The sequence below is a fragment of the Mariprofundus ferrinatatus genome, from assembly GCF_002795825.1.
GTDB classification, from domain to species: Bacteria; Pseudomonadota; Zetaproteobacteria; order Mariprofundales; family Mariprofundaceae; genus Mariprofundus; species Mariprofundus ferrinatatus.
Map to the genome: position 1 here is coordinate 664,485 of NZ_CP018800.1, position 23,252 is coordinate 687,736.

General features: G+C 54.8%; 22 protein-coding genes. 16 read left to right on the plus strand and 6 right to left on the minus strand.

Annotation, left to right across the window (positions count from 1 at the left end; translation table 11 throughout):
* Positions 1-89: 89 nt before the first annotated feature.
* The 5 genes from Ga0123462_RS03225 to Ga0123462_RS03245 all read left to right on the plus strand — a co-directional run bounded on the left by Ga0123462_RS03225 (position 90) and on the right by Ga0123462_RS03245 (position 2,981).
* Positions 90-647, plus strand: a complete 558-nt coding sequence (locus tag Ga0123462_RS03225) for a class II aldolase/adducin family protein (RefSeq protein ID WP_100266468.1) — start codon at positions 90-92, stop codon at positions 645-647.
* Positions 644-1,030, plus strand: a complete 387-nt coding sequence (locus Ga0123462_RS03230) for a SirB2 family protein (protein WP_157821249.1) — start codon at positions 644-646, stop codon at positions 1,028-1,030. The genes Ga0123462_RS03225 and Ga0123462_RS03230 overlap by 4 nt, the downstream gene beginning before the upstream one ends.
* Before the next feature lie 25 nt (positions 1,031-1,055).
* On the plus strand, positions 1,056-1,610 hold the full coding sequence (locus tag Ga0123462_RS03235) for a thioredoxin family protein (RefSeq protein WP_100264970.1): 555 nt from the start codon (positions 1,056-1,058) through the stop codon (positions 1,608-1,610).
* A 59-nt stretch (positions 1,611-1,669) separates the two neighbouring features.
* Complete coding sequence (locus tag Ga0123462_RS03240) at positions 1,670-2,386, plus strand: DsbC family protein (protein ID WP_100264971.1); 717 nt, start codon at positions 1,670-1,672, stop codon at positions 2,384-2,386.
* 112 nt (positions 2,387-2,498) lie between these two features.
* Entirely contained in the window at positions 2,499-2,981 is a 483-nt protein-coding gene (locus Ga0123462_RS03245; protein ID WP_100264972.1) for a single-stranded DNA-binding protein, read from the plus strand.
* A 73-nt stretch (positions 2,982-3,054) separates the two neighbouring features.
* Here Ga0123462_RS03245 and Ga0123462_RS03250 read toward each other — a convergent pair whose 3' ends face one another.
* Together Ga0123462_RS03250 and Ga0123462_RS03255 are read right to left on the minus strand one after the other, a co-directional pair.
* Positions 3,055-4,911 carry a sensor domain-containing diguanylate cyclase gene (locus Ga0123462_RS03250; RefSeq protein WP_100264973.1) on the minus strand — a complete coding sequence of 619 codons (1,857 nt, stop codon included), beginning with the start codon at positions 4,909-4,911 and terminating at the stop codon, positions 3,055-3,057.
* A gap of 108 nt (positions 4,912-5,019) precedes the next feature.
* The gene (locus tag Ga0123462_RS03255; RefSeq protein ID WP_100264974.1) at positions 5,020-5,721 is read right to left on the minus strand and encodes a type 1 glutamine amidotransferase; all 702 of its coding nucleotides are present in this window, start codon (positions 5,719-5,721) and stop codon (positions 5,020-5,022) included.
* Positions 5,722-5,762: 41 nt separating this feature from the next.
* Between Ga0123462_RS03255 and Ga0123462_RS03260 the strand changes: the two genes are divergently transcribed.
* Together Ga0123462_RS03260 and Ga0123462_RS03265 are read left to right on the plus strand one after the other, a co-directional pair.
* Positions 5,763-6,710, plus strand: a complete 948-nt coding sequence (locus tag Ga0123462_RS03260; protein ID WP_100264975.1) for an anthranilate phosphoribosyltransferase — start codon at positions 5,763-5,765, stop codon at positions 6,708-6,710.
* 1 nt (position 6,711) lies between these two features.
* The gene (locus tag Ga0123462_RS03265; protein ID WP_100264976.1) at positions 6,712-7,266 is read left to right on the plus strand and encodes a DJ-1 family glyoxalase III; all 555 of its coding nucleotides are present in this window, start codon (positions 6,712-6,714) and stop codon (positions 7,264-7,266) included.
* A gap of 12 nt (positions 7,267-7,278) precedes the next feature.
* On the opposite strand, the gene Ga0123462_RS03270 is transcribed toward Ga0123462_RS03265, so the two are convergent.
* A complete protein-coding gene (locus Ga0123462_RS03270) occupies positions 7,279-7,599 on the minus strand; it encodes a heavy metal-binding domain-containing protein (protein ID WP_100264977.1) in 321 nt (106 codons plus the stop codon).
* A gap of 196 nt (positions 7,600-7,795) precedes the next feature.
* Complete coding sequence (locus Ga0123462_RS03275) at positions 7,796-8,122, minus strand: hypothetical protein (protein WP_100264978.1); 327 nt, start codon at positions 8,120-8,122, stop codon at positions 7,796-7,798.
* Between the two features lie 101 nt (positions 8,123-8,223).
* Here Ga0123462_RS03275 and trmB point away from each other — a divergent pair, with 101 nt between their 5' ends.
* The 5 genes from trmB to carA all read left to right on the plus strand — a co-directional run bounded on the left by trmB (position 8,224) and on the right by carA (position 15,995).
* Entirely contained in the window at positions 8,224-8,925 is a 702-nt protein-coding gene (trmB, locus tag Ga0123462_RS03280; RefSeq protein WP_100266469.1) for a tRNA (guanosine(46)-N7)-methyltransferase TrmB, read from the plus strand.
* 128 nt (positions 8,926-9,053) lie between these two features.
* Positions 9,054-9,404, plus strand: coding sequence for a hypothetical protein (locus Ga0123462_RS03285; protein WP_157821250.1), 351 nt, complete (start codon positions 9,054-9,056; stop codon positions 9,402-9,404).
* Between the two features lie 102 nt (positions 9,405-9,506).
* The gene (uvrB, locus tag Ga0123462_RS03290) at positions 9,507-11,489 is read left to right on the plus strand and encodes an excinuclease ABC subunit UvrB (protein ID WP_100264980.1); all 1,983 of its coding nucleotides are present in this window, start codon (positions 9,507-9,509) and stop codon (positions 11,487-11,489) included.
* Positions 11,482-14,778, plus strand: coding sequence for a DEAD/DEAH box helicase (locus Ga0123462_RS03295; RefSeq protein ID WP_100264981.1), 3,297 nt, complete (start codon positions 11,482-11,484; stop codon positions 14,776-14,778). Before uvrB ends, Ga0123462_RS03295 begins: the two co-directional genes overlap by 8 nt.
* A gap of 98 nt (positions 14,779-14,876) precedes the next feature.
* Entirely contained in the window at positions 14,877-15,995 is a 1,119-nt protein-coding gene (gene carA / locus Ga0123462_RS03300) for a glutamine-hydrolyzing carbamoyl-phosphate synthase small subunit (protein WP_100264982.1), read from the plus strand.
* On the opposite strand, the gene Ga0123462_RS03305 is transcribed toward carA, so the two are convergent.
* Positions 15,982-16,632, minus strand: coding sequence for a hypothetical protein (locus Ga0123462_RS03305; protein ID WP_100264983.1), 651 nt, complete (start codon positions 16,630-16,632; stop codon positions 15,982-15,984). The genes carA and Ga0123462_RS03305 overlap by 14 nt on opposite strands.
* A gap of 126 nt (positions 16,633-16,758) precedes the next feature.
* Here Ga0123462_RS03305 and Ga0123462_RS03310 point away from each other — a divergent pair, with 126 nt between their 5' ends.
* On the plus strand, positions 16,759-17,412 hold the full coding sequence (locus Ga0123462_RS03310; RefSeq protein WP_100264984.1) for a site-2 protease family protein: 654 nt from the start codon (positions 16,759-16,761) through the stop codon (positions 17,410-17,412).
* Between the two features lie 64 nt (positions 17,413-17,476).
* Here the strand turns inward: Ga0123462_RS03310 and Ga0123462_RS03315 are convergent, their stop codons facing one another.
* Positions 17,477-17,815 (minus strand): hypothetical protein, encoded by a 339-nt coding sequence (locus Ga0123462_RS03315; RefSeq protein WP_100264985.1) that lies wholly within the window; start codon positions 17,813-17,815, stop codon positions 17,477-17,479.
* A gap of 205 nt (positions 17,816-18,020) precedes the next feature.
* Here Ga0123462_RS03315 and Ga0123462_RS03320 point away from each other — a divergent pair, with 205 nt between their 5' ends.
* The 3 genes from Ga0123462_RS03320 to Ga0123462_RS03330 are packed head-to-tail and all read left to right on the plus strand — an operon-like array spanning position 18,021 to position 23,222.
* Positions 18,021-19,349, plus strand: a complete 1,329-nt coding sequence (locus Ga0123462_RS03320) for a thiolase family protein (protein ID WP_100264986.1) — start codon at positions 18,021-18,023, stop codon at positions 19,347-19,349.
* Positions 19,337-21,442: a 3-hydroxyacyl-CoA dehydrogenase NAD-binding domain-containing protein gene (locus Ga0123462_RS03325; RefSeq protein ID WP_100264987.1), complete on the plus strand. Its 2,106-nt coding sequence runs from the start codon at positions 19,337-19,339 to the stop codon at positions 21,440-21,442. Before Ga0123462_RS03320 ends, Ga0123462_RS03325 begins: the two co-directional genes overlap by 13 nt.
* On the plus strand, positions 21,429-23,222 hold the full coding sequence (locus tag Ga0123462_RS03330; RefSeq protein ID WP_100264988.1) for an AMP-dependent synthetase/ligase: 1,794 nt from the start codon (positions 21,429-21,431) through the stop codon (positions 23,220-23,222). The genes Ga0123462_RS03325 and Ga0123462_RS03330 overlap by 14 nt, the downstream gene beginning before the upstream one ends.
* Positions 23,223-23,252: the final 30 nt, after the last annotated feature.

The following is a 23,252-nucleotide window of genomic DNA, read 5'->3' on the forward strand; positions in this document are numbered from 1 at the left end:
TTGCCGATGAGGATGGAATATAGTACAGATCTTGTTATCTGCAAGCCGGATAAAAGTGAAAAAATTCCCCCCCCCTGTCAGGAGAGCGCATGGATCAACGTGTTGAGCTGGTAAAATATTATCACTGGCTTCGCCAGTATGGGTATAATGACTCCCACTCAGGGAATATCTCTGGCAGGGATGGCGGGATGTTCTGGGTGACGCCGACGGGCGCTTGCGCCGACACTTTGCAGGAACACCATTTAATCTCTTGTAGCCTTGATGGCGCACTGCCGGAGGGGGCGTCAGGCGATGCCAACCTGCACCGAGATATTTACCGTCAAAACCCGAAGGCGCAGGCGATTATCCACTCCCACTGCCCGCATGCTGTTGCGCTGACACTGAACGGCGAGGATTTCGTGCCGCCCGATTTCGAGGGGCAGCTCTATTTCCCCAGGGTGCCTGTGATTACCGTACCCTATGCGACCTATTTCCAGGAGGCGGCCGCGAAAGTCGCCGCAACACTCAGGGATCATCCAATCTGCATCGTGCGCGGCCACGGCGTCTATGCCTGGGGCGAAACGCTCAACCTGGCTTATAAATGGAGTTGCTCACTGGAACTCTCCGCCAAAACTGCATTTATAGCCCGTCAGGCAGGAACGATATGATCTCTGTTCTTTTCCCGGTGCATACCGGTTGTGCGCTGATCTCTATCTCGCTGTTTGTATGGCGCGGTGTGATGATGTGGATCGGCAGGCCGTTGAAGGTGCGATTCTTCAGGCGGACGCTGCCGGACAGCGTCGATACCGTGTTTCTTTTCAGCGGTATCGGCATGGCATTTATCCTCGGAATTTCACCGCTTGATTCCCACTGGCTGGCAGCCAAGATTGGCGGACTGCTGGCCTATATCCTGCTGGGAGCCGTAGCGCTGAAATACGGGCGCAGAAGGGTAGTGAAACGAAGCTGTTTTGTTGCTGCGCTCTGCGTATTTGCATATGTCGTTGCTGTGGCGCGGACAACAAACGCTATGCCCTGGCAGGGATGGTTCTGATTTTTTATACATAGGGGTGTGAATTATGGCACTGGTTGCTTCAATACATGTAGATACCGGCTGGCAGATGCCGGACCTGAATCTGAAAAATGTGGATGGCGGGGAAGTGAATCTCAATTCATTGATCGGGGAGAAGGGGCTATTGGTCGCTTTTACCTGTAACCACTGCCCCTACGCAATTGCTGTATGGCCACGATTGATCCGGCATGCCGCCACTCTGAAAAAGATGGGCATCAATACCGTGGCTGTGAACCCCAACATTCATCCGGATTATCCCGCTGACGGAGTGCCGGCGATGCAGGAGAAGATAACGGAGTGGGGCATCGATTTCCCCTATCTGGCTGATGATACACAGCAGGTTGCAAAGGCATTTGAGGCGCAGTGTACGCCCGATCTCTACCTGTTCAGGGCTGATGGCAGGCTCTTTTACCATGGCCGTATTGATGATTACTGGAAGGACGAAGAGAAGGTGACCCGAGAGGAGCTGATTCCGGCGGCAGAGTTGCTCGCTGCTGACGAGAACCCTCCACAGCCGCAGCATCCGACTATCGGCTGTTCCATTAAATGGAAAGAGAGTTAATTCGATTGAAATACGGAGCGACTGCAGGTGCACACCGACAGACATACAGGAGTCTATTGATGAAAAAAGCAATCATGGTGATGATCACAATGATCTACTCAGGCCTGGCCATGGCAGATGGACCGGGTGTCGATAACAGCACTGCAGATGCAATCCGTCAGGCTCTCTCCAGAAGCACTGTTATCAATATCAACACAACTCCGATCGAGGGTGTTTATGAGCTTCAGATTGGAAACAGTATTGTCTATTCCGATGCGACCGGGCGTTACCTGATCGACGGCGGTAGTCTCCTCGATATCCAGGAGCAGAAAAACCTGACCCAATCGCGACTGGAATATATCAACCGGGTAGATTGGGATTCACTGCCGCTGGATAAGGCGATTGTCTCAGGAGATAAAAAAGCCAAACAGAAAATAGCCGTGTTTACCGATCCGGACTGTCCCTATTGCAGGCATCTTGAGAAAACACTCCAGGAGTTGAAGGGGGTGAAGGTTTACACCTTCCTCTATCCGATCGAGAGCCTGCACCCCAAGGCCAGAGAGAAATCCGAGGCAATCTGGTGCAGCAGGGACCGGCACAAAATGCTGCAAAAGGTCATGCTGGAAAATCACACGCCTGACGCTGCAACCTGCAAGACACCGGTTGAGGAGATCGCAGCGCTGGGCCAGAAACTGAATATCAACGGTACGCCAGCCATTATTGCGACCGATGGCCGCCGCATGAACGGGGCGCCTAGAAGTGTCAAACAGCTCGAAGAGTGGCTGGCCAGTCACTAGAGAGATAGCCGGTCTGTTCTTTCCAGTGCGGCGGTTGATATGCGAATTTCAGGATTGCATTTCGAGGGTGTCGCCATAGTGTCACACACCTGTTTTTTGTGAGAGGGATGATATGCTGAATAAAGCGATTTTGATTGGAAATCTGGGTGCTGATCCGGAAACACGTTACACACAGGATGGCACCTGTGTCTGCAACCTGCGTCTGGCGACTACCGAGAAGTTCAAGAACCGCAGTGGTGAGACTCAGGAGAAGACCGAGTGGCACCGCGTTGTGCTCTGGGGACGCCTTGGCGAAATCGCCAATCAATATCTGACCAAAGGCGCCCGCGTCTATATTGAGGGCAAGATCGAAACCCGCAAATGGACCAACAAAGAGGGGCAGGATCAGTACACCACTGAAATTCGTGCCAACGAGATGAAGATGCTGGGCGGCGGTGCCGGCGCTACAGGTGGCGGTGCGCGATCCGGCGGCCAGTCACAGGGTGGCGGATTCCCTAGCCATGGCGGTGGCGGTTCTGCGCCAAAGGGCAACGATCCCTTCGCCAGTGCACCGGACTTCGGTGATGTGCCGATCGACGACGATATTCCGTTTTAAGTTTCAGTATCTTTGAAACAGTGAAAAAGGGGCCCTTATCAGGCCCCTTTTATTATGCTGAAAGGTTGGAGTCTCACTTCTTTCCGGGCACGCTAACCACCCTGTTCCTGCCGGACTCCTTGGCCTCATAGAGTGCCTTGTCGGCAATTTTCAGAATCTCTTCAATGGCAAGCTTTTGCGCATCCCCTGATACAGTGCAGACTCCCTGACTGATCGTATAACGGATTTCCGCCCCCTCATAGTCGAGAGGTGAGTTTTCGATTTCCTGGCGAAGCCTTTCTGCAATCTCACATGCCGACTCTGCTGAAGTCTCCAGCAGCAGGATGCCGAACTCTTCACCACCGAGCCTGCCGATGAGGTCTGTTTCACGCTTAAGGGCATTACAAATTCCTACCAGATGTCTGATTGCCTGATCGCCTGCATCATGGCCATAGGTATCGTTAACCTGTTTGAAATGGTCGATATCCAGCATGATCATGGCGATGGGGCGCTTATAACGACGGGCAACCTTGATGTCGTGGGTTCCCCGTTCGAGGAAATGGCGGCGGTTGAAGATGCCGGTCAGGCCGTCGGTAGTAGCCAGAAGATGTAGTTGCGCATTGGCCTTCTCAAGCTCAATAGTACGCTCCTCTACCTTCTGCTCCAGCTCCAGCTGATGCTTCTCCTGTACGACAATAATATGTTCCTGAGCTTGAATACGCTGTTGCTTTTCACTGTTGATCCGTTCACCCAGTGCCATCGACAGAAGGATAACCTCCAGTGCCATGCCAAGCGGGAGAACACCTTCGGCCAGGAATGTGCGGGGCAGAATCGCAAACTTCTCAAGAATGGCCAGGATGACAGCAACCAGGAAGGCTGCCCAGGCGATGGTGAAATAGCGTGCCATCACCTCACCCTTTCGCCACAGCATCACCCCCACATAGAGCGATGTTGTCGAGATGATGATGGTCATGGCCAGCGCCATCTGTACGACGATGTGGTAGGAGGTGAACGGAAGCGCTGCGAGCATACCCAGCAGCAGCAGAACCGCTGTGACCAGCAGCTTTCCAACGCGGGGCGCATTTTTCGGAAGGTCGAGGAAATAATGTACAAATCGGCAGACAAAAACGCTTCCCATGCAGATAAATATGGCCAGGCCGTACTGCTGGAAACCGACCGCTTCCGGCCAGAGGAACTTGTAGCCCCAGCCGGTAAGGCCAGCGATAAACAGGCCGAACATCATTACATAGAGGACATAGTAGATATAGGCCGGTTCAAACACCCTGAGATAGAGAAAGAGGTTATAGAGAATCAACGAGATTATGACACCAAAATAGATGCCGATAGCACTCATGACCACTTCATCGCTGTCGTGAAAGGCGGTTTCACTCCACAGCTTCATCGGCACCTGCACCGAGCCTGCACTTTTTACGCGCAGATAGAGGGTAAGCGGCTTTTGCGCTTCTAGCGTGACCGGAAAGACGAAGCCCAGATGGTTCAAGGGACGGTCTTTGTAGAGTCTCAGGTCTCCAGTATGGAACTGCCGGATAAGGTGCCCTTTGGATAACAGGTAGAGTGAAACCTCATCCAGTAAAGGATGGCTTATATCAAGCAGGCGTTCCTCCGTTTTGTCGGCTGTTATGGTGAGGCGGAACCAGAAGGCCGAGTTACTGAAACCGAAGCTGGGAATGTCGGCAGAGTGCTTTTGCCATGTCTGTTCAGGCTCATTCAGAATTGTAGAGATTTCAAGAGTGCCATCCCGATCCTCAAGGTACTCTACCCGGTCTCCCAGGGAGTAGATCGGTTCGCTTGCCTGCAGTTGCAGCGTTGCTGCTGCCTGAGCTTGGATCGAGATGAACAGCCCGGCAATAAGGCAGAGACACAGAAGTGCGGCTTTGCAGTAAAAAGCCGCATATCGGAATATCCTGAATGAAGGTGTGCGTCTGTCCAATCTGTCAATCCTTTGACGAAATTTACTTCCTTAATATCTGCCAAAGCCTCTTTATACCTTGACGAAGCATACAATAACACTCTGACTCCGTCATTGTTGTCCTAAGAGTCAATGCTGGCTGAGTATCTCATCCAGCCAGTTGGTTACCATCTGTATACAGAAGCGCTGCATCGGCTTGAGATACCTCGATGTGTTTGCGTGGAGTTTCTCTGTGCCATCCGTACCGAGGCACTCACGCTCGCTTGCACCAAAATCGATCCATGAATCGATGATCTGTTCATGTACTTCGATATGGAACTGCAGACCATACTGGTTGGGAGCCAGCCTGAAAGCCTGTGCAGGCACATCGGGATGGGTGGCAAGCAGGCACATTCGATCCGAAATGGAGAAGGTTTCTCCGTGCCAGTGAAAAATGGTCAACCCATCCGGCATGTCACCGAACAGCGGATCGGCTGCAGTGTCGAGCGTGCGATATACAGGATACCAGCCCAGTTCACGCACCGGTGACCTGTAAACCTCAGCGCCGGCTGCCTTTGCCATGATCTGGGCACCCAGGCAGATGCCGAGCATCGGCATCTCTGCTGCCAGCGCATCTTTGACCCATGCAAGTTCGGCCTTGATATAGTCGATCTCATCATTGGCCGACTGCGGGCCACCCATGATCACGACACCATCGAAGTGACTTGCATCAGGAAGTGTTTCTCCTCGGTTGAGGTTGATCGCACTCAGCAGATGGCCCGCTGCCATAATCGTTTCGCCGATCAGGGCGGAGGGTTCGATATCGAGATGTCGGATTACCAGAAAATGCATGCTGCTAGCCTATTCGCTAGTCGTTGTGGTACAAGTCGCACATGGATATCGCACCTCTGATCGCCCGCGTAGCGCGTGGCAAATACGGTTCACAACATCTTGGCCAGGATGAGGCGAAAGCTGTTTTTTCACAGCTGTTGCAGCCCGATGCGGATCAATTGCAACTCGGGGCTTTCCTTGTCGCACAGCGTATGAAAGGGGAGAGCAGCGCAGAGCTGGCCGGCTTTGTCGAGGCCGTGCGTTCATCTGTGAAAGGATTCGGCGAAGCCACGGCTCCCGAAAACAGTGTCGATCTCCCCTGTTATGCCGGCAAGCGAAGGGGAGGCCACGCCTATCTGGCCGCGGCCATCAAGATGCGCGATGCCGGAGTTCCCATCCTAGTGCATGGCATTGCGCATATTGAAGGCCGGGTAACGGCATGGCAGGTACTTCAAAGTGCAGGGGTGACACGTGCCAACACGCTGTCCGGGGCGGCTGATCTGTTGCGATCGGAAGGCATGGCCTATATCGACCTGGCGGAGCTGTCTCCTGATCTGTTCCGTATTTATAACCTGCGGCCGCGACTCGGAGTACGCTCGTTTGCCAACAGCGTGGCCCGCCTGCTTAATCCGCTTCGTTGCGCCGGACAGCTGAACGGTTTTTTTCACACCCCATATGGCGAGCTGATGGCCGGTGCCAATATGCTTCTGGACCAGAAACGATCACTTATCTTTATGGGGGCGGAAGGGGAGCCGGAGCTCTATGCCGATCGCCAGAAACTGATCGTAATGCAGCAGGGGGGAGACAGTTTCAGGGTGAGTTACGATGAGGAAGGGGGGCAGGCCTATCCTCGTGAGCCGATGACGTTATCGCTGTTAAAGCGGCAGAGTCTGACTATGCTTTCCGGAGCGTTTGACAGGCGGGAAGCGGCCGTGGTCAGACGCATGTGCGAGGCGTTTGAGTGGGCGGCAGGCGAGTCGCTCGCCGCAGGCTGGAGTGAGGAGGTTTAGCATGGCAAGAGTACTGGTCCCGTTTGCCACAGGTGTAGAAGAGGTCGAGTTTGTGGCGGTAGTCGATCTGCTTAGGCGTGCCGGCATTGAAGTGGTGACCGCCAGTCTGGATGGAAGGGGAGTCACCGGGCGCTCCAAAATTACCATTGCGGCCGATGCTGCACTGGCCGATGTAATGCATGACGGTTGGGATATGGTGGTGCTGCCGGGAGGGATGCCCAATGCACATCTGCTTCGTGACGATGGCAATGTTAAATCAGTGGTGGAACGCTTAAGAAGTGAACGAAAATCAATTGCGGCCATCTGTGCTGCCCCCACGGCGCTCGCTGCTTACGGCATCACCGACGGTATGCGGGTCACCTCTTTTCCCGGATGCAGGGGTGAGATGGAGCGGCTGCAACCATCCTCTGTCTATGTCGATGAGGCCGTGGTCGAGGATGACTTTCTCACCACCAGCCGCGGCGCCGGAACCGCAGTCGAGTTCGCACTTCGCCTGATTGCCAGGCTCTGCAACGAGTCAAAGTCGGAAGAGGTACGCCAGTCGATCGTCGCCTGAGTGCTTCTCCGTTTATGAAAGCGTGACGGCGGTGCCGCTGACGCTGACCATCATCATGCTTCCATCCTTGCCGATGACCTCGTAATCGAGGTCGATGCCCACAATGGCGTTGGCGCCCAGCTCGCTGGCCCGCTGCTGCATCTCCTCTAAAGCAATTTCGCGTGCCCTGGCCAGTTCCTTCTCATAGGCGCCGGAGCGACCGCCTACGATATCGCGGATGCTGGCGAACATGTCGCGGAAGATGTTGGCTCCGAGGATCGCTTCGCCAACCACGATCCCTTTATAGTCTGTGATGTTTTTCCCCTGGATGGTGGGGGTGGTGCTTAACAGCATAGATACCTCCTGCGTATTCTATCGTGCTTGCAGTTTCTACCACGACAATGCCATCAGGATGTCACCATGGACCTTATATTTGCCACAATTGGCCCAAGGAGGCGTTCAGGATGGCAAAGTGGTTCGAACGTCTGCAGATTCTGGTCGGATTACTGATAATCGTTGCCCTGATGGTTGTCATGGAGCTTGTCAGCGCTTAAAACAGGCCTTCGCCCTTGCGGTTAATCTTGGCGGTAACCCCTTCGCTGTTGCAGGAGAGATTGACCGTGGTCAGATCAAGCGGCAGAGATAGCGGCTTGCTGAGGTTCATGGTGCCGGAGAGTGATTTCACGCCGTCGGTTATGATTTCGTAGGGAATATTCGAGCAATCCCCCGATCCCTGGATGACGATACGCGCCATTTTACTTTCGCTGGAGATTACCCCGGGTGTGCCGTGGTCGATCAGGTAGGCGTATTCGGTGGCGGAGGCTGTGCCAGAAGTCATAAACAGCGCTATTGCAGCGATAATGGATTTTTTCAGCATGGGAATTCTCCTTGATGTTTTTTCGCATGCTACACAGAGAGGCGCTCATACCAAGTCAGTTTTATGTTGGCTAATCGTATTTGGGCCGTACCATGCGCCGCATGCGATTGACACGTGAATTCAGGGATCAGTATATCCAGCACGAGATGCGTACTCATGGACGCAAAAACGGCTTTGTAACGGTTGGGCAGGAGGCGCGCCTGAGCAAATGGCTGCCGAGAATCGGTCTGCCGAAGGATAAACGGCTTGCTGATGCTGATCTTCCAGCTGCTGCACCGCTGGTGATGGAGATCGGTTTCGGCAATGGCGATTTTTTAGTGCACCTTGCCGCAACACATCCTGACTGGCTGCTGGTCGGTGTTGAAATCTACCTTCCCGGTGTCGCCAAGGCGGTATGTCGCATGGATGATGCCGGATTTATTGAGCGTTGCCGGATCACCCAGCTGCCGGCGCAGTTTGTGCTGGAGCATCAGGTGGATGAGGCGCAGCTTGATGGTATCTTTATCAATCATCCCGACCCATGGCCGAAAGTGCGCCACCATAAGCGGCGTATTATCCAGAAGGCGTTTGCCAAACTGATGGTGACCAGGCTGAAACCGGGAGGTTTTATCAAGCTGGCCACCGACAAGCCGGACCTCGCCGAGTGGATGCGCGACATTCTCGATGCCACGCCGGGGCTAACCAACGTGGCCGGTGTCGGTGGTTTTATCGAACGTGATGAGGATCGTCCGCATACCAAGTTCGAAGAGCGAGGTATTAAAGAGGGGCGTATCAGTCAGTTCCTGCACTACGTCAAGGCATAGGCCCTCTGGCCGGGCAGGTTGCGATATTCGCACCCTGTAGCGGAGAAAAAAATTCTTTCCCTCTCTTCTGTGGCGATTAACCTCGGCCTTACCTGAGTGGTACTATTGAACCAGCAAGGAGTAAATCGATGAAATATTTAACTGCAATTCTAGCAATGTTGTTCGCGCTCTCGGTGAATATCGCACCCGCCGCCGCCGATCCGGACAAACAGCGCTATGAGAAGAGCGAGAAGTATAAGAACAAGGAAAAACACGAAAGCAAGGACAAGGATAAAGAGCGCCGCAAAGACAAGGATGGTTACAAGGATCAGGAGCGCGACGATGATAAGGACAAGGATCGTGAGCGCAGCAGAGACAATGAGCGGGATCGTGACCATGTGCAGCAACCGAAAAAGGTACAGAACCATGTGGATCCAAAGAGCTTGCCAAAAGCGAAGACCCGCACAGATCCGGTCAAACACCCCTTCTTGAACAGATGATGTAATGTGCCTGATAAGTGCCATGCAGATTGGGCCCTCTTCGGAGGGCCCTTTTTGTTAATACGGGGTGGCGTCCTTTTTCTTCGGGGTTAGACTCGCGCGATGCGTTTTGAACTTGCCGGAGATTATGAGCCGAGCGGCGACCAGCCGCAGGCGATAGCCGAACTTGTTGCGGGCATTGAGGCCGGTAACAGACATCAGACTTTGCTGGGCGTCACCGGTTCCGGCAAGACCTACACCATGGCCTGCGTGATCGAGCGTACCCAGAAGCCGACCCTGATCATGGCCCCGAACAAGACGCTGGCCGCCCAGCTCTACGGCGAGTTCAAGCAGTTCTTTCCGAACAATGCGGTAGAATATTTCGTCTCCTACTACGACTACTACCAGCCTGAAGCCTATGTGCCGCAATCGGATACCTACATCGAGAAGGACAGTTCAATCAACGAGCAGATAGACCGCATGCGTCATGCCGCTACGCGTGCACTTCTGGAGCGCGAGGATGTGATTATTGTCGCCTCCGTTTCCTGTATCTACGGTCTTGGCAGTCCCGAGGCGTATGCGGGTATGTTGCTCTACTTTGAGGTTGGAAGGGAGAGCGACCAGCGCGCAGCGGTGAATAAGCTCGTTGAGCTACAGTACCAGCGCAACGACACCGATTTTCATCGCGGCACATTTCGTCTGCGCGGGGATGTGCTCGAGGTGTTTCCTGCCCATGCCGAGGATTTCGCCATACGCGTCGAGTTTTTTGGCGATGAGGTGGATGCCATATCCAGTTTTGATCCGCTGACAGGTCGTCGCATCGAGAGCCTGCACAAGTACACCTTTTTCCCGAAAAGCCACTTTGTGACGCCGCGTGATCAGCTGGTCAGGGCGATGGATGCGATCAGGGATGAGCTGGCCGAGCGGTTGGCCGAGCTGCATGACAGGAACAAGCTTGTGGAGGCCCAAAGGCTTGAGCAGCGCACCATCTTCGATCTCGAAATGATTCAGGAGGTGGGTTACTGCACCGGAGTGGAGAACTACTCTCGCCATCTCACAGGACGCGCGCCCGGCGAGGCACCACCGACACTGCTCGACTATCTGCCCAACAATGCACTGGTGATGATTGATGAATCACATGTCACGGTGCCGCAGATCGGAGGTATGTTCAAAGGCGACCGCTCGCGCAAGCAGACACTAGTCGATTTCGGGTTCCGACTTCCCTCGGCACTCGATAACAGGCCGCTGCAGTTCCATGAATTTGAGGCGGTGGTGCCGCAGGCAATTTACGTCTCTGCCACCCCAAGCAACTATGAACTTGAGAAGTGCGAAGGGGTTGTGGTTGAGCAGATTATCCGCCCTACAGGGCTCGTCGATCCGGAGATTGAAGTGCGTCCGGCCATCTCGCAGGTGGATGATTTCGTCTCTGCTGCGAACGGCGTTATCGGACGCGGTTTCAGGGTGCTGGCCACTTGCCTGACCAAGCGGATGGCCGAGGATCTTAGCGAGTACCTGAATAATCTCAGTATGAGGGTGCGCTACCTGCACTCCGACATCGATACAGTAGAGCGTATGGAGATCCTGCGCGACCTCAGGCTCGGTGCCTTTGATGTGCTGATTGGCATCAATCTGCTAAGGGAGGGGCTTGATCTGCCGGAGGTGGCGCTGGTGGCCGTCTTCGATGCCGACAAGGAGGGGTTCCTTCGCTCCGAACGCTCGCTCACCCAGACGATCGGCAGGGCCGCGCGCAACAGTGAGGGTCGCGTCATCCTCTATGCGGATAAGATCACCGACTCGATGCGGCGGGCCATGCATGAAACGATGCGCAGGCGTGAAAAGCAGCTGGCCTACAACAGCAGGCACGGAATTACGCCGGAAACTGTAAAGTCCGAGATCAAGGATATTCTGGGCTCCGTTTATGAACTGGACTACGGACATATTCCGGAGGTGGCCGAGCCCGCTCCGGCGACTGAAGCCGAGAAACAGCATCGAATCAGTGAGCTTGAGCGGCTGATGACCGAAGCAGCCGCTGATCTGCGTTTTGAGGATGCAGTAAAATATCGTGATGAACTGATGAAACTAAAGGAGCAACACAGCTATGGCTGAGATGCCTGAGATTACAGAAGAGAAGATCCGATGTTGGGTCGGTGAGGCGGCCGCCGAGAAGGGCGAAGAGCTCTTCGAGCAGGGCCGTATCAACGACTTCGACCTGAGTGAAGATGAATTGCATGTGGAAGCGAGTGTGCGCGGCGAAGATATTGCGCCATTTCAGGTGTGTGTCGACCTCTCAGCTGAGGATGGGATAACGAGCCGCTGCAACTGTCCAATGGGCGAGAGTTGCAGGCATGTGGCGGCAGTGCTGTTTGCCTGGATGGAGGAACTGGATGGTTTGACAGAAGAGGCTTCAATCCCTCCGGCTGTTCCATTTGCCTTCGGGCAGTGGCTGGGGGCACTTGAGAGTGTGAAGGAGGAGGGTTCACCCAGCAGCGAATATCAGGAGAGCATCAAACAGCGCCTGCTCTATATTCTTGAACCGGATGGCGATCAGGATGTGCGCCTGCACTTTGTTACTGCAAGGCTTTTGAAATCAGGCGGTTATGGTAAGGCGGTAGCATATGAGGCTGCCAATATTCTTCAGTACAGCGCGCCGAAATATATTCTATCAATTGATGAAAAAATTCTCAGGGAGGTTGCGACTGATCGTTCACTCGCATCCCTGCGCGGCTACCGTATCAAGGGAGAAGAGGGGCTAAGTATTCTCAAGCGCGCACTCTCCACAGGGCGCTGTCACTGGAAGGATAAGGATCAGCCGGCCATGAAACGCGGCGATAAGCGTGCAGGTGTTTGGCAGTGGAAGCTTAACCGGCGAGGTGACCAGCACCTCTCCCTGCATCTGGAAGATGATGAGGTGATCGTGCCAACCTCACCGCCATGGTATATCGACTTCGAGCACCATTATTCAGGGCCGATTGAAACAGGGCAGCCATCAAGTGTGGCTGAGATTCTGCTGAATATGCCTGCCGTGGAGCTGGACTGTGATGATGATGTGATGGCCAGGGTATCGGAACAGTTGCCCGCAGATGTGCCTGGACCGGTGCGCCTGATTCATGAGCAGCGGCGGGTGAGGCCGCTTCCTGTGATCAAGCTCTATACCAGAAAGCTGGCTCAGCGCTGGGGGTACCGTACCCCGGAGGCCTGTCATATTGCCGAACTGTGGTTTGATTACGATGGTAAAAAAACGCCCTGTCGATTCGATGCCGAAAGCATTCGCACGATTCGCGGAGAGCGCGTGATCGACTATCACCGGGACATGGAGGTTGAACGTCGGGCACGCGCGGCATTCGATATGGCCGGACTGATGCCGCTGACTGAGAACAGGTTGGCCGAATTGTTCGATTTTGAAGAGCATATGTTTACACTCGATGATGAAAATTACTGGCCGGAATGGATGCTCTATGGTGTGCCGGAACTCGAAGCGAAGGGGTTTGTGGTCAATGTTGCCGATAATTTCGCCTTCCAGATAGAACATGCCACCGGCTGGCAGCTTGATATCAACCAGAGCAGTTCCGGCAAGGCAGGTGGCCTGATGGGGCAGGCGAGCCTTACCGTCACCCTTGCCGATGGGGAAGAGGTTGATCTGATCTCTGCCATGGGGCGATGGGTAGGTAAACAGCCTGAACTGTTGAGTAAAGCGTCACTGGGAGAACTGAAGGGTAAAGATCAGGTGCCGCTGCCTCTGCCTGATGGACGCTTGCTCTCTGCGCCGGGCGAGATGGTGGCGAATATTCTCTGCTTTATGCTCGACGTGTTTGCCGGTGACAAGATCGAAACAGCGCAGCTCACTGCACCGCAGCTGCTGGCACTGGAAGAGAGTATCAGCAATGCCAGCGTGCCAGTGCAGATCAGCAGTAGTGCATGGCTAAAACATATGAGTCAGCTGGCGAACATCGAAACGATTCCCGAATGCGGCGTGCCGGATGGATTGAAGGCGGACCTGCGTGACTACCAGTTGGCAGGATTAAACTGGATGCAGTTTCTGCGTGAGATGCAGTTGGCTGGAATTCTTGCAGACGATATGGGACTCGGAAAAACGGTACAGGCGCTAGCCCATATTCTCAAAGAGAAGGAGGAGGGGCGGCTTGAGTCACCGGCACTGGTGATTGCGCCGACCAGCCTGATGCACAACTGGCGGCGCGAGGCTGCGAAATTCACCCCCGATCTTTCGGTGCTGGTGGTGCATGGCCCTACACGAGCCCAACACTTTGAGCAGCTGACCTCATATGACCTGGTTCTCACAACCTATCCGCTGCTGGCCCGCGATTTCGATGTGCTGGTGGAGCAGCCGTGGCATCTGCTGATTCTCGATGAGGCGCAGAATATCAAGAACCCTCGTGCCAAAGGCTCTCAACTGGTGCGAAAACTAAATGCCCATCACAAGCTATGCATGACCGGCACCCCGATGGAAAACCATCTCGGAGAGTTGTGGGCGCAGTTTGATTTCCTCATGCCCGGTTACCTGCATGACCAGCGTGGCTTTTCGCGACTGTTCAGGAAACCGATAGAAATCCAGGGGGATATGGCAAGGCAGGAGGCGCTCAATGTACGCATTCGCCCCTTTATGCTGCGTCGCACCAAGGAACAGGTGGCATTGGAGTTGCCACCGAAGACAGAGATGATTCGCAGTATCGAGATCGAGGGTGCTCAGCGCGAACTCTATGAGAGTGTGCGACTGGCGATGCAGAAACGGGTGCGTGATGCCGTGGCATCGATGGGGCTGGCACAGAGTCAGATTGTTGTGCTCGATGCACTGTTGAAAATGCGGCAGGTCTGCTGTGATCCCCGTCTTGTGGCGGGTATCGGGCATGATGATGCCCCGCCTTCGGCGAAGCTTGAGATGCTGCTCGATATGTTGCCGGAGATGATCGAAGAGGGGCGCAAGGTGCTGCTCTTCTCCCAGTTTACCACCATGCTCGAGCTGATCGAGAAGGAGATGAAAAAGCGCAGGATCAAATATGTGAAGCTGACTGGCCAGACGCGTGATCGGGAACAGCCGATCGAGGCATTCCAGAACGGCGAGGTGCCGCTTTTCCTGATCAGCCTGAAGGCTGGCGGCGTGGGTTTGAATCTGACTGCTGCCGATACCGTTATCCACTACGATCCATGGTGGAATCCCGCTGCCGAGGCGCAGGCGACGGATCGGGCACATCGAATCGGTCAGGATAAGGCGGTGTTTGTCTATAAGCTGATTACCGAAGGCACGGTAGAGGAGAAGATTCTCGAGCTGCAGGAGCGCAAGCGGCAGTTGGCTGAGGGTACGGTTCAGGCACGCGAAGGAGAGCAGAGGGCACTCTGGTCACCGCAGGATTTTGACAATCTCTTTTCGCCATTGGCATAAGGTGGGCTCCGGATTCATGCACATGCCGCCTTTCAACTCGACTTTGGCTCCGAATTTTCGTACCCTGCGCCGGGCTTAACAGTGAGGTGGTTTTAGCGATGGCAAAGGCGATTCTGGCACTGGCGGACGGACGGGTTTTTCACGGCGAAGCATTCGGTGCGACGGGTAATACAGTCGGAGAAGTATGTTTCAATACGTCCATGACCGGCTATCAGGAAATTCTCACCGATCCATCATATACCGATCAGATTATCACATTCACCTACCCTCATATAGGTAATGTTGGTGTTAACGATGCAGACATGGAGTCTGAAAGCATCTCGGTTCGAGGCTGCATCGTTCGCGCACCTTCCCGTATCACATCCAACTACCGTGCCGAAGGCGACCTCGACAGCTGGTTGCAGAAAAACGGTGTGGTCGGTATCTCCGGCATTGATACCCGGTCTCTTGTCCGTCACCTGCGTGATAACGGCGCCCAGAATGGCGTCATTGCATCCGATGGCATGAGCGAGTCTGATGCAGTGGCGATGGCGAAGGCATGGGAAGGGCTTGAGGGTCGTGACCTGTGCGGTCAGGTAAGTTGTGATGCGGCCAGTCAGTGGCAGCAGGGTGGCACCTATGATCTGGATGCGGCTGAGTTTACCTCTCCCGGTGCAGACAAGCATGTCGTTGCTTTCGATTTCGGCTGCAAACGCAATATTTTCCGCAAGCTGGCCGATCGGGGCCTTAATGTGACAATTGTGCCGGCCCAGACATCTGCCTCTGAAATTCTTGCCATGAATCCTGACGGAATCTTCCTCTCCAACGGCCCGGGAGACCCTGCAGCGGTTGGCTATGCGGTTGAAGAGATCCGCAAGCTTTTGGACTCGGATGTGCCGATCTTCGGCATCTGCATGGGGCATCAGCTGTTAAGCCAGGCACTTGGCCTCTCCACCTTCAAACTGAAATTCGGCCACCGCGGTGGTAATCATCCGGTCAAGGATGAGACAACCGGTAAGATCGAGATAACCAGTCAGAACCACGGTTTTGCTGTGCGCGACGATAATGTTCCGGCGAATGTCGAAATTACCCACCGCTCGCTCTTCGATGGCACGGTTGAGGGGTTGCGAGTGAAGGGCAAGCCGGTCTTTTCGGTGCAGTATCATCCGGAAGCGAGCCCCGGGCCACAGGATGCCGACTACCTGTTTGATCGTTTTGCTGAGGTTATTCGGGGCTGATATCGCCGTATAGTTCCCGGTAACGGATTTCGGGAATCAGCACAGGCATGATCACGCCACTCTCGCTGAGTTGCTTCCAGAGTTTTTCAGCAGCTGTTTTTTCTGCTGCCGGAAAGGTAAATCGCCAGACCGGGATCGGAATGGTGCGCTGTTCGTAGCGAAATGGTTTTCCTGTTTCCTTGAGGCGGATCAGAAGCCCTTCGGCATAATGGCTCTGATAGAAGCGACCAAGTCCGGCAACGTAGATGCCCTCCTGCGATTTGATGACATCTGCCTGGATGCCGAGCCCCTTCCATATATTTCCGGCCTTCTCCGCCTCCTCATAGGTTGTGTAATGTCCCGGGTCATCGAATGCGTGCAGGGTAACATCCTCTTTTGTACGAAGTGTGAGCGGAGTCAGTCCCATTGCTTTTAGCTGGTTTTGCAGTGACCTTATGGCATCTTGCGTGAGCACACGCTGTGTGACGACCCGCCAGAGCCCGTCGGCATTATCCCTCTGAGCGCTGTTATCAGACAATGACACCGGTATGGTGATACGTACCGTGGGAGGCACAGGCGCTGGTGCAGGCCTCAGCCAGATCAGGGAAGCGGTGGCTGAAAGCAGAAGCAGGAGCGAGATCCGGACGGTTCTGTTCATGGCATGGATACTACAGGCAATATAGAAAATTTCCCGATTGATCTGTGCGGGTGAATCGGGAGGTGAATTTCCCGGACATTTCTGGTCTACTGCCTGCTGCAAAGATGAGGGGGAAGCGGTAACAGTATGGATATCGACGGGATTATTCAGAAAATCAGCATCTGGGCGTTGCCGGTGCTTCTTGCCATTATCCTGCATGAGGTGGCCCACGGCTGGGTAGCGGAGAAGCTTGGCGATAATACCGCCCGCTGGATGGGTCGCATTACGCTCAATCCGCTCAAACATATTGATCCTGTCGGCACCGTGCTGATCCCGCTTGGACTCGTGATCATGGGCTCGCCATTTCTTTTCGGTTACGCCAAACCGGTGCCGATCGATTTCCGCAAGCTTAATAACCCCAAGCGGGACATGGTCTGGGTTGCACTGGCGGGTCCTGCCACCAACCTGATTCTGGCTCTTCTCTCTACCCTGATTCTGGCTCTTGTAGTGCAGCTGCCACATTCTCTGTTCTGGGTGATTGAGCCGCTGGCGCTGATGTGTCAGGCCTCGATAATCATCAACATGGTGCTCTGTATCTTCAACCTGCTGCCTCTGCCTCCACTCGATGGCGGTCGCATAGCGGTTGGACTTCTGCCTGGCCCGATGGCCTGGCAACTCTCTCGCATCGAGCCTTACGGTTTCCTGATTGTGATCGTATTGTTGGTTTTAGGTGTACTGCAGAGCGTTATCGGCCCACTGATAATGGGCAGCTCCTTCTGGCTGATCAATCTGGTTTTATAAGTGTGAATTGAAAGTGCACTATCGATCAGGAACCATCTGTCCGATGGTGCTTCGGTTTGAATTATTACCAGCCCTGAATTGAGCGAATACTATAAACCCTGATGGGTTTGGCGTTGGGGGTGCCGCCGCCTGCTGCTGCTTCATCAGCAGATTCAGAATGTTCGGTTTCTTCATCTACATGTGCACATGAACCAAGCGTATCACCATGTGCCAGATGCGCTTGCACAGCTGATTCACCAACCTCAATGCTTTGCACGTTGTCAGGATTCCCTGGAGGCAGGTGGCACACTTTTACTTTTTCTGAATGCCCTGCATAGGCACTACTGGATGCAAGCAGGATAATCGCTGCGGCAGAAAAGATGGCCGACATGAACCTGATGCTCTTTCTATTGGAGTTTGTCATTTACGTTCTCCTTGGTAGGGAAGTCACTTCCAGTAACGGCAGGACAGTCGCTCATGATGGCGGCTGTTCAGGTCTCCAGATGTGTTCCAAGTCACTGTTTATATGATCGTTTTTAAAGAGGAGTTGGTCAGGGGCTTACTTGCGGATCAACACCATGTAAGCTACACATAGGGTATAGCTTTTCCCGAGCGGCGAAGGAGTTCGTATGGTGAAACGTGGGTCATCAAAGAGCAGTGTGACCGAGGTGGTTGTCGTGGCCGGTATCCGCACACCGATGGGAAAGGTCAGCGGCGCATTTGATCAGCTCTCTGCGGTCGATCTGGGTGCCATGGCAGTTCGGGAGGTGCTTGCCCGCTCACCGGTAAAAAGTGATGACATCGATCAGGTGATTATCGGCAATGTGATCCAGCCCGCCGAAGCGGCCAATATCTCGCGGGTCATTGCCCTGACAGCCGGTATCCCGCGAAAAACACCTGCCCATACGGTTCACCGCAACTGCGCTTCGGGTATGCAGGCGGTCACCGATGCGGCGGAGAAGATCCAGGCGGGTCGTGCCGAAGTGGTGCTGGCTGGTGGCGTGGAGTCGATGACACATTCACCGCTGCTATTTCACGACCAGTTCCGGGCTGCCATGGCCAAGCTGTCCAGGGCGCGCAACCTGCAGCAGAAACTTGCCGCTTTTGCTGAGATAGCGAAATCACCGCTGAAACCTCGCATTGCCCTGCTCGAAGGGCTCACCGATCCGACCGTCAAGATGGGTATGGGGCAGACCGCTGAACTGTTGGCGCGGGAATTTTCCATTGCACGCGCCGAGCAGGATGCGTTCGCACTGCAGAGCCATCAACGGGCTGCGGCGGCATGGGATCGTGGCTGGTTCGACGATGAGGTGATGCATCTGTTCGCCCCGCCATCCTTTGCTTCCGTACACCGCGATGAAGGTATTCGTTCAGGCCAGAGTATGGAGGCGCTGGCCAGACTCAAACCTGTATTCGACAAGCCGCTCGGCACCGTGACTGCGGGCAACAGTTCACAGATTACCGATGGGGCGGCCATGCTGATTCTTGCCAGCCGCACGAAGGCAGAGGCTGAGGGTTGGCCGATTTTGGGCTACCTGCACGACTGGGACTATACCGGTTGCGACCCTGAACGGATGGGTTTGGGACCGGTTTATGCCACGCATAAACTGCTATCCCGTTACAACCTTTCAATCAGCGACCTGACACGCATGGAGATCAACGAGGCCTTTGCAGCTCAGGTACTCGCCTGTTTGAAGGCGATGGGATCCGACAGTTTTTGTCGTGAAAAACTGGGTATGAGCAAGGCGATGGGTGCTCCAGAGATGGACAGGCTCAATGTGAATGGCGGTGCCGTGGCTGTAGGTCACCCGGTTGGCATGAGCGGAGCACGCCTGGTGCTGACGCTGCTCAGGCAGCTGAAGAAGGATGCTGATGGCGGGCTGGGGGTGGCCACGTTATGCATTGGCGGCGGGCAGGGCGGAGCAGTTCTTGTCAGGAGTGAGCCATGGAAGTCGTAACCCTGATCCGGGAAGGAAACGAGGCACGCCTTAGTTTTGCGCGTTCGGACAAGTCGGTGAATGTGCTCGATGAGGCCTGCATCACTCAGCTTGAGGCGCATCTTGCGTCTCTTGAGAAAACGCCTCCGAAGGTGTTGGTGCTGGAGAGCAATATGCCTGGCTGTTTTATCGCCGGAGCCGATCTTGATCTTATCGCGGCTGTCAGCGATCAATCCGAGGCGATGCGTCTTGCCGAACGCGGACAGTCACTCTGTCGTCGAATCGAGGTGTTACCTTCTGTCTCCATTGCCATGGTGAACGGCGCCTGCATGGGCGGCGGCCTGGAGGTGGCACTCGCCTGCGATCATATCGTAGCGGTTGAGGGGAAAAAGACACAGCTGGCGCTTCCGGAGATCAGGATCGGTATTCACCCCGGTTTCGGTGGCTGTGTGCGTCTGCCCAAGCGTGTTGGGTGGCTGAAGGGTGTGGAGATGATTCTCACAGGTTCTGCAGTCGATGCAAAAAGGGCGCGACGAATCGGACTTGCGGCACTGAGCTGCCAGCCCGAGCAGCAGGATGATGCCATCCGCTATCTGGCCACCAAAGGCAAGGTGAAAAATCGCAGGTTTACTCCATGGTGGCTGAAACTATGGCCAGCCCGCCAGCTCTTTTTCCGGCAGGTCGAGAAGCGTGCATATGCCCGACTCAAACATCTTGATGTGGAGTCGGCCTATCCGGCGGTTCCGGCTGCCATCTCTCTGCTGAAGGAGATTATCGGCATCTCCGACGGCCTGGCGCTGGCGCGAGAGGCTGAATCGCTCGGCAGACTTGCCGTAACCCCGACCTGCAAAAACCTTATCCGGGTATTCCATCTTGGTGAGGCCCTGAGGAAACAGGAGTCCGCAGTGCGTGGTCGTGATGCGGTATCCGGCTTCAGAAAGGCTGCAGTTTATGGCGCCGGCGTGATGGGTGGTGGCATCGCATGGGTGGCTTCAAAAACCGTAGCTGTTGATCTTCACGAAGTGGCGGAAGAGCCGCTTTCACGTGGCATGAAAGGGATCGGCAGGCTGGCCACCCGTCGCGGCAGCATTGACCGGAAACGTCTCTCCCGTATCCGTCCGGTTCTTGATAACAGCGGCCTAAGCGATGCCGATGTGGTGATCGAGGCGGTGCTTGAGGATATCAAGGTCAAACACAAGCTCTGGGGAGAGGTGGGCAAGCATGTGCCTAAGCGTGCGCTTCTGCTCTCCAATACATCTTCGCTATCGATCTCTGATATGCAGCAGCGGCGTGCCAATGCCGGACGAATTGCCGGCCTCCACTTTTTCAATCCGGCGCCGAAGATGCCGCTGGTTGAGGTGATTGCAGGTGAGAAAACCACGACTGAAACCATTGATAAAACCTGTGCTCTGGCAGCCTCGTGGGGCAAGTATCCGATCATTGTGGCAGACCGACCGGGCTTTCTTGTCAATCGCTGCCTGATGCCGTTTATGGTGGCTGCACTGAAACTGGTCGAGTCGGGGCAGAAACCGGAACATGTGGATGGGGCGCTGAAAAATTTCGGTATGCCGATGGGAGCAATTGAGCTTGCTGATCGTGTGGGACTTGATATCTGCCACCATGTTGGCAGCCACTTGGGCGAGGCTCTCGCAGCCGAGCAGACCGGACGTTTTTCCATGCCTGCCTGGTTTAAGCGTATGGTGGATGATGGATTGCTGGGAGAGAAGTCCGGCAAAGGGTTCTTTCTTTACGAAAATGGCAGGCAGAAGGGGCTTAATCCACAGATATCTTCCTACCTGCCGGCCATCAAGGCCAGCGAGCACGAGGGTGATGCCGACATCACGATTAACGGTTCGCCGATGAAAAACAGCGAGCTGACCGACGCTTGCCTGATTCCGATGTTGATTGAAGCGCTTGGCTGCCTCTCTGAACAGGTGGTGGAAAGTCCGATACATCTTGAGGCGGCTTTTATTTACGGCGTAGGCTTCCCGCCATTCAGGGGTGGCCTTCTGCGCTATTTTTCTGGCCGTGACAGGGAAGAGCTGAAGGTGAAGGTAGCGCAGTACGGCTACGTGGTACCTGCGAATCTGGAGGTGCTCGATGGTTTTCGGTGATTGCACGGTTCCGAGATGCCGGGGTCTTGAACAGGCTGAGAAGGCTACCTCTCTATCCGACCTGCTCTTTGAATCTCCCGACGCATGGCTGAACAGGCCGCTTCTGCGCTTTCGTAACCCCAATGGCAGCTGGACCCGGTTAAGCCGCGCAGAGGTGCAGCAGGCAGTTCTTCGCGTCGGCGCATGGCTGGAGTCGAAGGGGGTCAAAGCGGGTGACCGCGTAGCGCTTCTTGGCCACAACTGCCCTGAATGGTTTATTGCAGATTTTGCTATCCTGAGAATGGGGGCGGTGACTGTACCTGCCTATTTCACCGATCCGCCTGAGGCTGTTCAATATGTGATCAACGATGCGGATGTTTCGGCAATCTTTGTCGAAGAGGGTGAGCAGCTGGAGAAGTTGCAGGGTGTGAATCTGCCGCTGCTGGCATTCCATGGCGCAGAGAACTCTGTCGCTGCTATCGGCAGGGATAAAAGATGGGATGGAGCGTTAACCTCCCCGGCACCTGAGCGTTCAGCGCTGGCAACCCTGATCTACACATCGGGCACTACCGGTCACCCCAAAGGGGTAATGCTGACGCATGACAACCTGCTCACCGATGTGGCCGCTGCTCTCGGTGGGGTGGCTGTGTTCGAAGATGATCTTTTTCTCTCATTTTTGCCCACATCGCACTCGTTTGAACGAACTGTAGGCCATTTCCTGCCTACAGCCTGTGGCTCCGAGATTGCCTACGCCGAGGCCGTAACAACCCTGCTGCGCGATATGCCGGATGTGAAACCGACCATCATGATCTCCGTACCGCGCCTATACGAAAAGATATATGCCGGTGTGCAGACCAAGCTCGCCGAAGGCCCGCCGATCAAACGGAAACTGTTTGCGCTGGCCCAGAAGCTCGGCATGGAACGCTTTGAGTTGAAACAGAAGGGCGGGGAGTTGGGCAGCATCAAGGCACTGCTCTGGAATATTCTGGATAAGATTGTGAATGCCAAGCTACGTGAAAAAATGGGCGGCCGTATTCGCGGCTTTATCTCGGGGGGGGCGGCGCTGCACCCCGACATCGCCCGTTTTTTATTGGCTGCCGATATCCCGGTGTTGCCGGGTTACGGGTTGACCGAAACCTCACCGGTACTTTCCTGCAACCGATATGGCGCAATCAAACCGGAAACGGTCGGGCCTGCACTTCCGAGTGTTGAATTCAGAGTCGCTGCTGATGGTGAACTTCTGGTCAAGGGGCCGATGGTGATGCAGGGCTACTGGCGCAAACCGGAGGCTACTGCTGAAGTATTGGATCGCGACGGTTGGCTGCATACCGGTGATATTGTGGAGGTTGATGCTGACGGCTATATAAAAATTGTTGATCGCAAGAAAGAGATCATGGTTCTCTCCAATGGCGAAAATGTGCCACCTGCAGTGATCGAACAACATCTGGTTCAGTCACCTGCCATCCTTCAGGCCATGGTGGTGGCCGATAACCGGCCCGATGTTGTGGCGCTGGTTGTGCCCGAGATCGAAGGGTTTAAGAGGCTCTGGCAGAGTGCGATGAACGCACCGCTGCCTGATAACTGGCAACAGGATGCGCGAGTACATGGCTGGATGCTGGAGGAGATGCACAACAAGGAGCATGATCTTTCCAGCTTCATGCAGGTGAAGCGTTTTGCCTTTGTAGAGAAGGAGTGGACGCAGAACGATGGCCTGTTGACGCCGACGCTGAAGCTGAAGCGGCGCAGGATTACTGAACTCTATGCCGATATGATCGAGGGCCTCTACCCCAAAGAGCGCTGACAGCAGTTTTGCTATCCATGCATATACAGC